Here is a 13,024-nt window from a genome sequence, read left to right on the forward strand (position 1 = left end):
CGTCAATTATCCAATTAACGCGGATTCCATTCATGCTCGAACTCGACCACTTCGATCTGGCGCTTCTCGACGTGCTCCAGCGCTTTGGCCGCGCCACGCACCAGCAACTCGGCGAACAGGTGCCGCTCTCTCCCTCGCAGATCGGCAGGCGCCTGCAGCGCCTCGAGGCCTCGGGCGTGATCGACGGCTATCGCGTGGTGCTGCGGCCCGAAAAGCTCGGGCTGGGCGTGACCGCGTTCACGAGCCTCAAGCTCAAGCACCACGGGGATTCGATCATCGAGCAGTTCCAGCAGCAGATCGACGTGCTGCCCGAAGTGCTCGAATGCCATGCGGTGGTGGGAGACGCCGATTATTTACTGCGCATCGTCGCGCCCGATCTCAATGCGCTTTCGACTTTCGTCATGAAGAAGCTCATGCGCGTGCCCGGCGTGGACAGCGTGCGCTCGAACATCGTGCTGACCACGTTCAAGCGCAATGGGCCGCTGCCGCTCGGGCATCTGGAGCCGGGCGCGCCCGCTGCATGAGCGCGGGCCCGCTTGCTGCCCAGCTTGTTGCCGAAGCTGTCAGGCCGCGCTGGCCTTGTTGAGCAGATCCACGTAAGCCACCGCGACCAGATCGCTTTCGTCCACGCCGAGCTTCGCGAACACCGCGTGCGCTTCGGCCTCGCCCCCTTGCTCGTCGTCCTCGGGGCCGAGCACCACTTCCAGTTCGACGAAATCGCCCAGGCCGTCCACGCGGTCCAGATGGATGCGCGTGCGGCCTGCCAGATACACATGCCGCTCCTTCGAGACGATGCCGCGCGTGGTGAGCGCTGTGGCGAGCAGCGAGTGCATGGCCTCGGCGTTGGTGACGGGGCTGCGCGTGTAATACGACGCCTTCGGGCCGTCGCGGTCGTCGCGCTGGTAGAAGATCAGTTCGGGCGGCGTGCCGTCGTCGAACTGGCGCAGCTTCAGGCGGCCGCGCGGTACGTCGTAGAAGAAGTCCTGCTGGCGAAAGATCAGCGGCGCGTCGGTGGCGAGCTGGGAAGCGCGCTCGCGCAGGGCGTCGAATTGGCGGGCGCGAGCTTTGATTTCGATGTTGCGGGCCATGCAAGGCTCCTGTCGTGCGAAGGGAACGGGAAACAAGGGGAAAAGCCTGAACGTTGGGAGAGGCTGGCAACGCGCCGCGCTGATCGCACGCGCCGTGGATATGCGTGCCGAAAACGCGGAACGAATTCCCAATCTATCAAAACTCGTGTGACAGCGCTGTTACGCGACCCGCTCGGCGCTTACGTCAGACCTGAACGGCGCACGCCCCGCTTCATGAGCGCCGCTCATATCGCCCACTGCGTTTCGATCGACTTGAGCGCGGCCGCGATGGCGGGCTCGTCGCGCCGCGCGGCGAGCGTGATGAAGGTGAGTTCCGTGGGCACCGTCACGCCTTCGACGATGGTGAGCCCGTGCGCGTGCGCTTCGGCGAGCGCCGTGGAGTCGCGGGCGAGCGTGAGGCCCACGCCCGACTTCACGAGATCGAGCATCGACGGCTCCTGGTCCACTTCCGCCACCTTGATGGGCTTCGCCTGCGCGGCCTCGAACAGCGTGGTGAGCAGGCGGTTATGCGCCGATGCGGGCGGCGTCCAGATCCACGGCAGCGCGGCGAGCGCGCGCCAGTCGCGCGCGTCCTTCACGCGATCCTTCCAGCCTGCGGGCGCGAGCACGCGGTACTGAAAGCGCGTGAGCGTGATGGCGTGGAAGGTGTCGGGATCGGGCGCGGGCTGGCCGATGTAGTAGCCCACGTCGAGTTCGCGCGAGCGCACCTGATCGAGCACCCAGCCCGACATGCCGTGGCGCAGCGCCGTTTCGATCTGCGGCCAGGTCTCGACGAGCTGACGCAGAAAGCCGCCGAGGCGCAGGAACGCGGGATCGAGAATGGTGCCGATGCGCAGACGCCCACGCACCTCGTGCCGCAGCGCCGCCGCCGCGCGCTGCACGTCGCCGGCGGCGGCGAGCGCGCGTTCCGCGTGCGGCAGCAGCGCCTGGCCGTCGCGCGTGAGCGCAAGGCCGTGCGAGGTGCGCGTGAAGAGCGAGACGCCGAGCGTCTCCTGCAAATGCTTGATCTGCAGGCTCACGGCCGGCTGCGTGAGATGCAGATGCGTGGCCGCGCGCGTGAGGTTGCCCTCGCGCGCGACCGTGACAAACGCTCGGAGCAAGGTCAGGTCCATATCCTGATATTAAACCGCCTTATATGGCTGTTGAGCATTAATCATTGGATCGCGCCCCGGCCTCCCGATTACGCTAACCGGATTGAGGCTTCACGACAGAAGAGGCACGCACATGGGCGAGACACATCAGAGCGATGCGGGCGTACGCACGCTCACGCACTTCGTCAACGGCAAGCCGCTGGCCGGCACGAGCGACCGTTATGGCGACGTCTTCAATCCGGCGTTCGGCAAGCTGAGCGCGCGCGTGCCGCTCGCCACGGTGGCCGAAGTCGACGCCGCCGTTGCCGCCGCGCAGGCCGCGTTTCCCGAGTGGGCGGAGATGGCGCCCATCAAGCGCGCACGCATTCTCTTCAAGTTCAAGGATCTGCTCGACCAGCATCACGACGAACTGGCCGAACTGATCACGCGCGAACACGGCAAGGTGTTTTCGGACGCCAAGGGCGAGGTGATGCGCGGCATCGAGGTGGTCGAATTCGCGTGCGGCATTCCCAGTCTGCTGAAGACGGATTTCACCGACCAGATCGGCGGCGGCATCGACAACTGGAATCTGCGCCAGCCGCTGGGCGTCGTGGCGGGCATCACGCCGTTCAACTTCCCGATGATGGTGCCGTGCTGGATGTTCCCCATCGCGCTCGCGTGCGGCAACACCTTCGTGCTCAAGCCTTCGGAGCGCGATCCCTCGGCTTCCGTGCGCCTCGCCGAACTGCTCAAGCAAGCGGGTCTGCCCGACGGCGTGTTCAACGTCGTGCACGGCGACAAGGTGGCCGTGGACGCGCTGCTCGCGCATCCCGAGGTCACGGCGCTGTCGTTCGTCGGCTCGACGCCGATCGCGGAATACATCTACACCGAAGGCACGAAACGCGGCAAGCGCGTGCAGGCGCTGGGCGGCGCGAAGAATCACCTCGTCGTGATGCCCGATGCCGATCTCGACCAGGCCGTCGACGCGCTGATCGGCGCGGCCTATGGCTCGGCCGGCGAGCGTTGCATGGCGATTTCGGTCGCGGTGGCCGTGGGCCATATCGCCGACGAACTCGTCGAGCGGCTCACGCCGCGCGTGAAGGCGCTGCAGATCGGCAGCGGCATGGACGGCGCCTCGGAAATGGGGCCGCTCGTCACGGGCGCGCATCGCGCGAAGGTGCAGGGCTATATCGAGGCAGGCGTGGCGGCGGGCGCGAAGCTCGTGGTGGACGGGCGCGGCCACGAGGTGGACGGCCATGCGGACGGCTTCTTCATGGGCGGCACGCTGTTCGACGACGTGAACGCCGGCATGACGATCTACAAGGAAGAGATCTTCGGGCCGGTGCTCTGCGTTGTGCGCGTGCCCGATTTCGCGAGCGCCGTCGAGTTGATCAACGCGCACGAATTCGCCAACGGCGTATCGTGCTACACCTCGGACGGCGGCGTCGCGCGCGCGTTCTCGCGCCAGATCAAGGTGGGGATGGTGGGCATCAACGTGCCGATCCCGGTGCCCATGGCGTGGCATTCGTTCGGCGGCTGGAAGCGCTCGCTGTTCGGCGACCACCATGCTTATGGCGAGGAAGGCGTGCGCTTCTACACGCGTTACAAGAGCATCATGCAGCGCTGGCCCGACAGCATCGCCAAGGGCGCGGAGTTCACGATGCCGGTGGCGAAGTAGTTGTGCGGGAGCCGGACGGTTTATCAAGCATAACGAAGCATTCGACGAAGCATTCGAATCCGTCCGGCGCGGCAATCATGGCTGGAGACATACATCATGCCTGCAACGAGTGAAGCTCAAGGCGCACGCGGCGCGTCCTCGCGCCGCCTCGAAGGCGAATTCGACTACGTGATCGTCGGCGCGGGCACCGCGGGCTGCGTGCTCGCCAGTCGCTTGACCGAAGACGCGGATGTATCCGTCCTGCTCATCGAGGCGGGCGGCACGGACGACTATCACTGGATCCACATTCCCGTCGGCTACCTGTATTGCATCGGCAATCCGCGCACGGACTGGCTCTATAAAACCGCCGCCGAAAAGGGCCTCAACGGACGCGCGCTCGCGTATCCGCGCGGGCGTGTGCTGGGCGGCTCGTCGTCGATCAACGGCATGATCTATATGCGCGGCCAGCGCGAAGACTACGACAACTGGGCGCGTGAAACCGGCGACTCGGCCTGGTCGTGGGACAGCGTGCTGCCCGTGTTTCGCCGCAGCGAAGACCATCACGGCGGCGCGAACGAATTCCACGGCGCGGGCGGCCCTTGGCGTGTGGAAAAGCAGCGTTTGAAGTGGCAGATTCTCGAATCGTTCGCGCACGCGGCGCAGGAACAGGGCATCGCCGCGACCGACGACTTCAATCGCGGCGACAACAGCGGCGTGGGCTATTTCGAGGTGAACCAGAAGCGCGGCGTGCGCTGGAACGCGTCGAAAGCATTCTTGCGCGCGGCGATGAAGCGGCCCAATCTCACGGTCGTCACGGGCGCGCTCACGCAGCGCGTGATTTTCGAAGGCAAGCGCTGCGTGGGCGTGGAGTATCGCGGCGACGTGGATTACGTGGCGCGCGCGCGTTGCGAAGTCATCCTGAGCGCGGGCGCGGTGAATTCGCCGCAACTGCTCGAACTTTCCGGCATCGGCGACGCAGATCGGCTCGCGCGGCTCGGCGTTGGCGTCGTGCAGGATCTGCGCGGCGTGGGCGAGAATCTTCAGGATCATCTGCAGTTGCGCATGGCGTTTCGCGTGAACGGCGTGCGCACGCTCAACACGGCCTCCGCGCGCTGGTGGGGCAAGCTGATGATCGGCATGGAGTACGCGTTTTTCCAGAGCGGGCCCATGTCGATGGCGCCCTCGCAACTCGGCGCGTTCGCGAAATCGGACCCGAGCGACCCCGCGCTCACGCGGCCCGACCTTCAGTATCACGTGCAGCCGCTGTCGCTCGACCGCTTCGGCGAGCCGCTGCATCGCTTCAACGCGTTCACGGCCTCCGTGTGCAACCTGCGGCCCACCTCGCGCGGCAGCATCCACGCGGTATCGGCGGACCCGTCGCAGGCGCCCGCGATCGCGCCCAATTATCTTTCGACCGATCACGACTTGCGCGTGGCAGCCAACTCGATACGGCTGACGCGGCGTATCGCGGCTTCCGCGGCGCTCGCGCGTTACGAGCCGCACGAAATTCTGCCGGGGCTCGCGTTCCAGTCCGAGGAAGAACTGCGCGAGGCGGCGGGCAACGTCGGCACGACGATCTTCCATCCGGTCGGCACGTGCCGCATGGGCCGCGCCGACGATCCCGACGCCGTGGTCGACGCGCGCTTGCGCGTGCGCGGCGTGGAAGGCCTGCGCGTGGTGGATGCGTCGGTCATGCCGACCATTACCTCGGGCAACACGAATTCGCCGACGCTCATGATCGCGGAGCGCGCCGCTGAGATGCTGCGCGCCGAGCGCCGCGAGGGCGCGCGCGCGCAAACGGAGGCCGCCGCCGGTGCCACGCTGACGACCGCTTGAGGGTATGGAGCGGCGCGCAAGAAAGCGCCGCTTTCACGCGGATGCGGGATGCACGCGGAAGCGCTTCCGCTGGCACGTTCGCCCCTGTCTGTCAGAGGTCTTTTTGCGTCAATTTGGTGCGTAACTGCGCGCAACTTTTGTCGAATGGTCGTCAACTGTCGATTTGAATGTTCGCCGTTCTTGTGATGCGCCCTTAAGTGCAAATCCCAATGATTGCGCTGCATCAATGGCGAGACAATGACGCGAAAGTCGGCAGGCGCGCGTTGCGCGCATCGGGAGGCGCGCCGCCACGTCCGCGCCGGACCAACCCGTGCACCACAAGTCACGGACGGTCTGCAGTGTTACGCCTTACCACGCTCGGAAGGGGACATGATTCTCGGCGACACGATTCTGGAAACGCGCGACCTCACGAAACAGTTCAAGGGCTTCACAGCCGTGAACGGCGTGAATCTGCGCGTGTGCCGCAGCTCGATCCATGCGTTGATCGGACCGAATGGCGCGGGCAAGACCACCTGCTTCAATCTCCTCACCAAATTCCTCGTGCCCAGCGCGGGGCGCATCGTCTTCAACGGCATCGACATCACGCATGAGCGGCCCGCGCAGATCGCGCGGCGCGGCATCATCCGCTCGTTCCAGATTTCGGCCGTGTTTCCGCACCTCACGGCGCTCCAGAACGTGCGCGTGGGCCTGCAGCGCTCGCTCGGCACCGCCTACCACTTCTGGAAGAGCGAACGCACGCTCGCGGAACTCAACGACCGCGCGATGGACCTGCTCACGCAGGTGGGCCTCACCGATTTCGCCGACGTGCCCACGGTCGAACTCGCCTATGGCCGCAAGCGCGCGCTGGAAATCGCCACGACGCTCGCCATGGAGCCCGAACTGATGCTGCTCGACGAACCGACTCAGGGCATGGGCCACGAAGACGTCGACCGCGTGACGGCGCTCATCAAGAAGGTTTCGAGCGGCCGCACGATCCTCATGGTCGAGCACAACATGAACGTGATTGCGGGAATCTCCGACACCATCACGGTGCTCCAGCGCGGCGAGGTGCTCGCGGAAGGCAGCTACGCGGAAGTCTCGAAGAACCCGCTCGTCGCCGAGGCCTATATGGGCAGCGCTGACGCGGCGCTCACGGGGGCGCACGCATGAACACGGTCACCGAACGCGAGACCGCCGTCGCCGCGGGCGCGGCCGAAAGCGCGCAGGCGCTGGAAATCGCGGGGCTGCAGGCGTGGTATGGCGAATCGCACATTCTGCACGGCGTGGATCTATCGGTTGGGCGCGGCGAAGTCGTGACGCTGCTCGGGCGCAACGGCGCGGGGCGCACCACCACCTTGCGCGCCATCATGGGCCTCACTGGACGGCGCACGGGCTCGATCCGCATTGGCGGGCGCGAGACGATCCAGATGCCCACTTATCGCATCGCGCACTGCGGCGTGGGCTATTGCCCCGAGGAGCGCGGCATTTTTTCGAGCCTTTCGTGCGAAGAAAACCTGCTTCTGCCGCCGCATGTCGGCACGAAAGGGGCAAAGCTGGCCGAGGGCATGTCGATCGACGAGATCTACGCGATGTTTCCCAATCTCGCGGAGCGTCGCCACAGCCAGGGCACGCGGCTTTCCGGCGGCGAACAGCAGATGCTGGCCGTGGCGCGCATTCTGCGCACGGGCGCCAATCTGCTGCTGCTCGACGAGATTTCCGAAGGTCTCGCGCCGGTGATCGTGCAGACGCTCGCCCGCATGATCCTCACCCTGAAGGCGCGCGGCTACACGATCGTCATGGTCGAGCAGAACTTCCGCTTCGCGGCGCCGCTCGCGGACCGCTTTTACGTGATGGAGCACGGGCGCATTGTCGAGCACTTCGGCACGGCCGAACTCGAAGGAAAGATGCCGGTGCTGCACGACCTGCTGGGCGTTTAATTTTCGGTATGGGTTTGCGCGACGTGACACGCTCGCCGCGCGAATCGTTTTGCCTCCAGTGTTCATGGAGTATTCCTGAATAACTACGCAACCAAGGAAGGAGACTGCAATGAAAAAAACCACGTTCGCGCGGCTCGCGGGCCTGTTTGCCGCCTCGGCAGCCGCGATGGCGTTCAGCGCGGGAAGCGCGCAGGCCGCCGACGACGCGGTGAAGATCGGCTTCATCACCGACATGTCCGGCCTCTATGCCGACGACGACGGCCAGGGCGGCCTCACGGCGATCAAGATGGCCGTCGCCGACTTCGGCGGCAAGGTGCTCGGCAAGCCGATCCAGATCGAGTACGCGGATCACCAGAACAAGGCCGACATCGCCGCATCGAAGGCGCGCGAATGGTTCGACCGTGACGGGCTCACCATGCTGCTTGGCGGCACGAACTCGGCCACGGCGCTGGCGATGAACCAGGTCGCGCAAGAAAAGAAGAAGGTGTACTTCAACACGGGCGCGGGCACGGACGCGCTGACGAACGAGCAGTGCACGCCATACACGGTTCACTACGGCTACGACACCGTGGCGCTCGCGAAGGGCACGGGCCTCGCCGTGCTCAAGCAGGGCGGCAAGACGTGGTTCTTCCTCACGGCCGACTACGCGTTCGGCAAGTCGCTGGAGAAGAACACCGCGGACGTCGTGAAGGCGAACGGCGGCCAGGTGCTGGGCGAGGTGCGCCATCCGCTTTCGGCGTCGGACTTCTCGTCGTTTCTGTTGCAGGCGCAGTCGTCGAAGGCGCAGATTCTCGGCCTCGCGAACGCGGGCGGCGACACGGTCAACGCGATCAAGGCCGCGAAGGAATTCGGCATCAACAAGACGATGAAGACGGCGGCGCTGCTGATGTTCCTGCCCGACGTGCACAGCCTCGGGCTCGACACCACGCAAGGCCTCGTGCTGACGACCGGCTGGTACTGGGACCAGAACGACGACACGCGCAAGTGGGCGCAGCGCTACTACGACCAGACGAAGAAGATGCCGTCCGAACTGCAGGCGGCCGACTATTCGGCGGTGACGACGTATCTGAACGCGGTGAAGGCGGCCGGCACGACGGATTCCGACAAGGTCATGGAGCAACTGAAGAAGACAAAGATCAACGACTTCTACACCAAGGGCGGCTATATCCGCCAGGACGGCGTGCTGATTCACGACATGTATCTCGTCGAGGTGAAGAAGCCGTCCGAGTCGAAGAAGCCGTGGGACTACTACAAGGTCGTGCAGACGATTCCGGGCGAGCAGGCCTATACGACGAAGCAGGAGAGCAAGTGCGCGCTGTGGAAGTAAGCGCGAGGGCGTAAATACCGCAGTCGCGCCGCAGTCGTATGCCGCGCCCGGCGCCCGAGGTTCGTGCGCCGGGCGCGGCGCGATTGCGTAATCCGTTAATGCGTTAATGCCTCGAAAGGGCGGCTTTCATGATGATTTTTGGCATTCCGCTTCCGGCAATGCTGAGCCAGTTGCTGCTTGGGCTCGTGAACGGCTCGTTCTACGCGATCCTGAGCCTTGGCCTCGCGGTGATCTTCGGCATGCTCAACGTGATCAACTTCGCCCACGGCGCGTTGTTCATGCTGGGCGCGATGCTCACGTGGATGGGGCTCGCCTACTTCAATCTGCCGTACTGGGTGATGCTCGTCGTCGCTCCGCTCGTGGTCGGTGCGTTCGGCGTCGTGATCGAGCGCACGATGCTGCGCTGGCTCTACCGGCTCGATCATCTGTACGGACTCCTGCTCACTTTTGGGCTCACGCTCGTGGTGGAGGGCGTGTTCCGCTCGATCTACGGCTCGTCGGGGCAGCCTTATGACGTGCCCGATCTGCTTGCGGGCGCAACCAATCTCGGCTTCATGTATCTGCCGAACTATCGCGCGTGGGTGGTGGTGGCGTCGCTCGCCGTGTGTTTCGCGACCTGGTTCGTGATCGAGAAAACGCGTCTGGGCGCCTATCTGCGCGCGGGCACGGAAAATCCCAAGATGGTCGAGGCGTTCGGCATCAACGTGCCGCTCATGATCACGCTCACCTACGGCTTCGGCGTTGCGCTCGCGGCATTCGCCGGCGTGCTCGCCGCGCCCGTGATCCAGGTGTCGCCGCTCATGGGGCAGTCGATGATCATCACGGTATTCGCCGTGGTCGTGATCGGCGGCATGGGCTCGATCATGGGCTCGATCGTCACGGGCCTCATGCTCGGCGTGATCGAGGGCTTCACGCGGGTGTTCTGGCCCGAAGCCTCCGCGACGGTGGTGTTCGTCATCATGGCGATCGTGCTGCTGATTCGCCCCGCTGGCCTCTTTGGCAAGGAACGATGATGCAAAGAAAAGCGCTCTATGGTTTGTTGCTGATCGGGTTGATCGTCGCGCCGTTCGCGGGCGCGTATCCGCTCTTCGTGATGAAGGTGCTGTGCTTCGCGCTATTCGCGGCAGCGTTCAATCTGCTGATCGGCTACACGGGCCTGCTTTCGTTCGGCCACGCGATGTTTCTCGCAAGCGCGGGCTACACCGCCGGCTACGCAATCCAGTCGCTCAATTTCACGCCCGAGCTGGGCGTGCTCGCGGGCACGGCGGTGGCCACGCTCCTCGGTCTCGTGGTGGGAATCTTCGCGATCCGGCGGCAAGGCATCTACTTCGCGATGGTCACGCTCGCGCTCGCGCAGATGGTCTACTTCGTGTTCCTGCAGTCGCCGTTCACGCATGGCGAAGACGGGCTGCAAGGCGTGCCGCGCGGCAAGCTGTTCGGCGTGCTTGCGCTCGATTCCGACCTCACGCTCTATTACGTCGTGCTCGTGGTGATGGTGCTCGCGTTCGGGCTGATCGTACGCACCGTGCATTCGCCGTTCGGGCAGGTGCTCGTCGCGATCAAGGAGAACGAGCCGCGCGCGATATCGCTCGGCTACGACACCGACCGTTTCAAGCTGCTCGCGTTCGTGTTGTCTGCCGGGCTCGCGGGTCTGGCCGGTGCGCTCAAGGTGCTCGTGCTCGGCTTCGAAACGCTCGGCGACGCTTACTGGACCATGTCCGGCCTCGTGATCCTCATGACGCTCGTGGGCGGCATGGGCACGCTGTTCGGGCCGCTGCTCGGCGCGACGCTGATCGTGGCGCTGGAGGACCGGCTGGGCGACATCGGCACGGTGCTCGCGCGAGGAACCGGCGTGGACTGGTTCCGCTCACTAGGTGAGTCCACAACGATCGTCACGGGCATCATCTTCATTGCCTGCGTGCTGGCGTTCCGGCGTGGCATTGTGGGCGAGATCGTGGCGCGCGTGCGGCCGTTGCGCGCGTGACGATCTGGCGTGACAGGGCGCGTCTGGGCTGCGATAGAATGAGTGCCCATCTACCCCGGACCGGTAAAACGAGCCAAACGTGCCGCGCTGCGGCATGCCGGCGCGCCCCGCCGTGCGACAAACCCGTGGCGCCGCGCCCCATTTCGGTGCCGCACTGCACCACTAGGGTAAATGCTAGTTGCTGCCAGGGGGGGTGAAGTTTAAAGTTGCACCTAGTTCTGATGCACCGAATTTGCAGGTGGAGAACGAGGAGACAACTGAGGCACCAAGTGCCCGGACAAGGAAGCGCTGTTGGATGAGAGTCCAACAGCGCTTTTTATATTTCTACGCGCCTTCTTTCAGCGTCGCGGCGATTATCTTTTCTCCGCTCCCGCACGCCTGCTTTGCGCACTTTCATACGCGCGAATTACCCCTTTCCAATTACGCATATCGGCGCGTGCAACCTGCTTTCGGCCGCTGCATAAGCGTTTGCGCATTACGCGAAGCGAGCGCGTTAATAGCCCCTCTGTAAGCGGATGGAAAGCGCTTGCCATCCGAATACGCAGACCGCTACACTCGCCAGTCACCGACCATGCGGTCAGCATTTTTGCGTCGATTTCCCGCAGCCGATCATCGGCTTTGCCTGTGAAGGAATCGGCTGCGGTGCGCCACAAAATCCGTAGCAATAAAGAAAACGAATATCGAAGGAGTGGAGATGCAGTTGGTTTTGCGTTGGGTAGGGGCGGCTTGCGTCGCGACCGGGGTGCTCGCGGCCACAGCCGGCGGAGCGTATGCAGACGTGAAGATCGGCGTGACGCTGTCGGCTACGGGCCCGGCGGCCTCGCTCGGCATTCCGGAAAAGAACACGGTTGCGCTGCTGCCCAAGGAAATCGCGGGCCAGAAAGTCGATTACATCGTGCTCGACGACGCCACGGATTCCACCCAGGCGGTGAAGAACGCGCGCAAGCTCACGAGCGAAGATCACGTCGACGCACTGATCGGCTCGACCGTCGTGCCCAACTCGCTCGCCATGATCGACGTGGCCGCGGAAACGTCCACGCCGATGATCTCCATGGCCGCCGCGGCCACCATCGTCGAACCGATGGACGCGAGGCGCTCGTGGGTCTTCAAGACGCCGCAAAACGACGCGCTGATGGCCGGCGCGATCGCGCAGCACATGGCCGCGCACGGCGTGAAGACGGTGGCCTTCATCGGCTTTGCCGACGCCTATGGCGAGAGCTGGTACAAGGAATTCGGCGCTGCCGCCGCGAAGCAGGGCATCAAGGTCGTCGCCAACGAACGCTTCGCGCGTAACGACGCCTCGGTCACGGGCCAGGTGCTCAAGATGATTTCGCAGCACCCCGACGCGGTGCTTGTCGCCGGCGCTGGCACGCCGGCCGCGCTGCCGCAGAAAACGCTCAAGGAGCGCGGCTACGCGGGCAAGTACTACCAAACGCACGGCGTGGCCAACAACGACTTCCTGCGCGTGTGCGGCAAGGATTGTGATGGCACCTATCTGCCGGCCGGGCCGCTGCTCGTCGCCGATCAATTGCCTGATTCGAATCCCGTGAAGCAATCGGCGCTCGCGTACAAGGCCGCTTATGAAAAGGCCTATGGCGTGGGCTCCATTTCGACCTTCGGCGGTCACGCGTGGGACGCGGGCCTCCTGCTCCAGCACGCGATTCCGGTCGCGCTCAAGGCCGGGCAGCCAGGCACGAAGGCGTTCCGCGAAGCGCTGCGCGCCGCGCTCGAAAACTCGCGCGACGTGGCGGGCGCGCACGGCATCTTCAACATGAGCGCGACAGACCATGCGGGCCTCGACCAGCGGGCCCGCGTGATGGTGGAGATCGTCGGCGGCAAGTGGAAGCTCGCCGGCGATTGAGCGCCGGGTGAATGACACGCGAAACACGAAAAGGCACGCTCGTTTGAGGTGCCTTTTTTGTTGTCGTCGCAACAGATTCGCAGCAGCAGGGAAGGCAGGGCAGCAGGCAGTCGATAAAAAGGGAGAGCGCACCCACGCGTGCGGCGGCTTGTGCGGTGCCGCAGGCAGGGAAAACCATGCATTACACGCGCGATCCCGATTACTACACTCAAAGGCCAGCGCCGATTTACGAATATCCTAGTAATCGGCGCAGGATCAATCGACAACACGCAGACCAGGCGTTTG

The 13,024-nt window shown here is 64.7% G+C and carries 11 protein-coding genes; 9 read left to right on the top strand and 2 right to left on the bottom strand.

Annotated features, from left to right (window positions below; all coding sequences use genetic code 11):
* Positions 1-32: 32 nt before the first annotated feature.
* Entirely contained in the window at positions 33-524 is a 492-nt protein-coding gene (locus U5768_RS17230) for an Lrp/AsnC family transcriptional regulator (RefSeq protein ID WP_028203286.1), read from the top strand.
* A 39-nt stretch (positions 525-563) separates the two neighbouring features.
* On the opposite strand, the gene U5768_RS17235 is transcribed toward U5768_RS17230, so the two are convergent.
* Together U5768_RS17235 and U5768_RS17240 are read right to left on the bottom strand one after the other, a co-directional pair.
* The gene (locus U5768_RS17235; protein WP_322031605.1) at positions 564-1,088 is read right to left on the bottom strand and encodes a class IV adenylate cyclase; all 525 of its coding nucleotides are present in this window, start codon (positions 1,086-1,088) and stop codon (positions 564-566) included.
* A gap of 224 nt (positions 1,089-1,312) precedes the next feature.
* Entirely contained in the window at positions 1,313-2,200 is an 888-nt protein-coding gene (locus U5768_RS17240) for a LysR family transcriptional regulator (RefSeq protein ID WP_322031606.1), read from the bottom strand.
* A 112-nt stretch (positions 2,201-2,312) separates the two neighbouring features.
* Between U5768_RS17240 and U5768_RS17245 the strand changes: the two genes are divergently transcribed.
* The 8 genes from U5768_RS17245 (at position 2,313) to U5768_RS17280 (ending at position 12,739) form a co-directional block, all read left to right on the top strand.
* A complete protein-coding gene (locus tag U5768_RS17245) occupies positions 2,313-3,836 on the top strand; it encodes a CoA-acylating methylmalonate-semialdehyde dehydrogenase (RefSeq protein ID WP_322031607.1) in 1,524 nt (507 codons plus the stop codon).
* Between the two features lie 96 nt (positions 3,837-3,932).
* On the top strand, positions 3,933-5,651 hold the full coding sequence (locus tag U5768_RS17250) for a GMC family oxidoreductase (RefSeq protein WP_322031608.1): 1,719 nt from the start codon (positions 3,933-3,935) through the stop codon (positions 5,649-5,651).
* Between the two features lie 369 nt (positions 5,652-6,020).
* Positions 6,021-6,800, top strand: a complete 780-nt coding sequence (locus U5768_RS17255; RefSeq protein WP_322031609.1) for an ABC transporter ATP-binding protein — start codon at positions 6,021-6,023, stop codon at positions 6,798-6,800.
* Positions 6,797-7,567, top strand: a complete 771-nt coding sequence (locus U5768_RS17260; protein WP_322031610.1) for an ABC transporter ATP-binding protein — start codon at positions 6,797-6,799, stop codon at positions 7,565-7,567. The genes U5768_RS17255 and U5768_RS17260 overlap by 4 nt, the downstream gene beginning before the upstream one ends.
* A gap of 109 nt (positions 7,568-7,676) precedes the next feature.
* Positions 7,677-8,894 (top strand): ABC transporter substrate-binding protein, encoded by a 1,218-nt coding sequence (locus U5768_RS17265; RefSeq protein ID WP_322031611.1) that lies wholly within the window; start codon positions 7,677-7,679, stop codon positions 8,892-8,894.
* 128 nt (positions 8,895-9,022) lie between these two features.
* Positions 9,023-9,907 (top strand): branched-chain amino acid ABC transporter permease, encoded by an 885-nt coding sequence (locus U5768_RS17270; protein WP_322031612.1) that lies wholly within the window; start codon positions 9,023-9,025, stop codon positions 9,905-9,907.
* Positions 9,907-10,878 carry a branched-chain amino acid ABC transporter permease gene (locus tag U5768_RS17275; RefSeq protein WP_322031774.1) on the top strand — a complete coding sequence of 324 codons (972 nt, stop codon included), beginning with the start codon at positions 9,907-9,909 and terminating at the stop codon, positions 10,876-10,878. The genes U5768_RS17270 and U5768_RS17275 overlap by 1 nt, the downstream gene beginning before the upstream one ends.
* Before the next feature lie 694 nt (positions 10,879-11,572).
* The gene (locus U5768_RS17280) at positions 11,573-12,739 is read left to right on the top strand and encodes an ABC transporter substrate-binding protein (RefSeq protein WP_322031613.1); all 1,167 of its coding nucleotides are present in this window, start codon (positions 11,573-11,575) and stop codon (positions 12,737-12,739) included.
* Positions 12,740-13,024: the final 285 nt, after the last annotated feature.

This window comes from Paraburkholderia sp. J76 (genome assembly GCF_905220295.1).
Taxonomy (GTDB): domain Bacteria; phylum Pseudomonadota; class Gammaproteobacteria; order Burkholderiales; family Burkholderiaceae; genus Paraburkholderia.

Excerpts from the sequence above, each read along its gene's own strand:
- U5768_RS17230 (WP_028203286.1), top strand. The coding sequence starts at position 33 with ATGCTCGAACTCGACCACTTCGATCTGGCGCTTCTCGACGTGCTCCAG.
- U5768_RS17235 (WP_322031605.1), bottom strand. The coding sequence starts at position 1,088 with ATGGCCCGCAACATCGAAATCAAAGCTCGCGCCCGCCAATTCGACGCC.
- U5768_RS17240 (WP_322031606.1), bottom strand. The coding sequence starts at position 2,200 with ATGGACCTGACCTTGCTCCGAGCGTTTGTCACGGTCGCGCGCGAGGGC.
- U5768_RS17245 (WP_322031607.1), top strand. The coding sequence starts at position 2,313 with ATGGGCGAGACACATCAGAGCGATGCGGGCGTACGCACGCTCACGCAC.
- U5768_RS17250 (WP_322031608.1), top strand. The coding sequence starts at position 3,933 with ATGCCTGCAACGAGTGAAGCTCAAGGCGCACGCGGCGCGTCCTCGCGC.
- U5768_RS17255 (WP_322031609.1), top strand. The coding sequence starts at position 6,021 with ATGATTCTCGGCGACACGATTCTGGAAACGCGCGACCTCACGAAACAG.
- U5768_RS17260 (WP_322031610.1), top strand. The coding sequence starts at position 6,797 with ATGAACACGGTCACCGAACGCGAGACCGCCGTCGCCGCGGGCGCGGCC.
- U5768_RS17265 (WP_322031611.1), top strand. The coding sequence starts at position 7,677 with ATGAAAAAAACCACGTTCGCGCGGCTCGCGGGCCTGTTTGCCGCCTCG.
- U5768_RS17270 (WP_322031612.1), top strand. The coding sequence starts at position 9,023 with ATGATGATTTTTGGCATTCCGCTTCCGGCAATGCTGAGCCAGTTGCTG.
- U5768_RS17275 (WP_322031774.1), top strand. The coding sequence starts at position 9,907 with ATGCAAAGAAAAGCGCTCTATGGTTTGTTGCTGATCGGGTTGATCGTC.
- U5768_RS17280 (WP_322031613.1), top strand. The coding sequence starts at position 11,573 with ATGCAGTTGGTTTTGCGTTGGGTAGGGGCGGCTTGCGTCGCGACCGGG.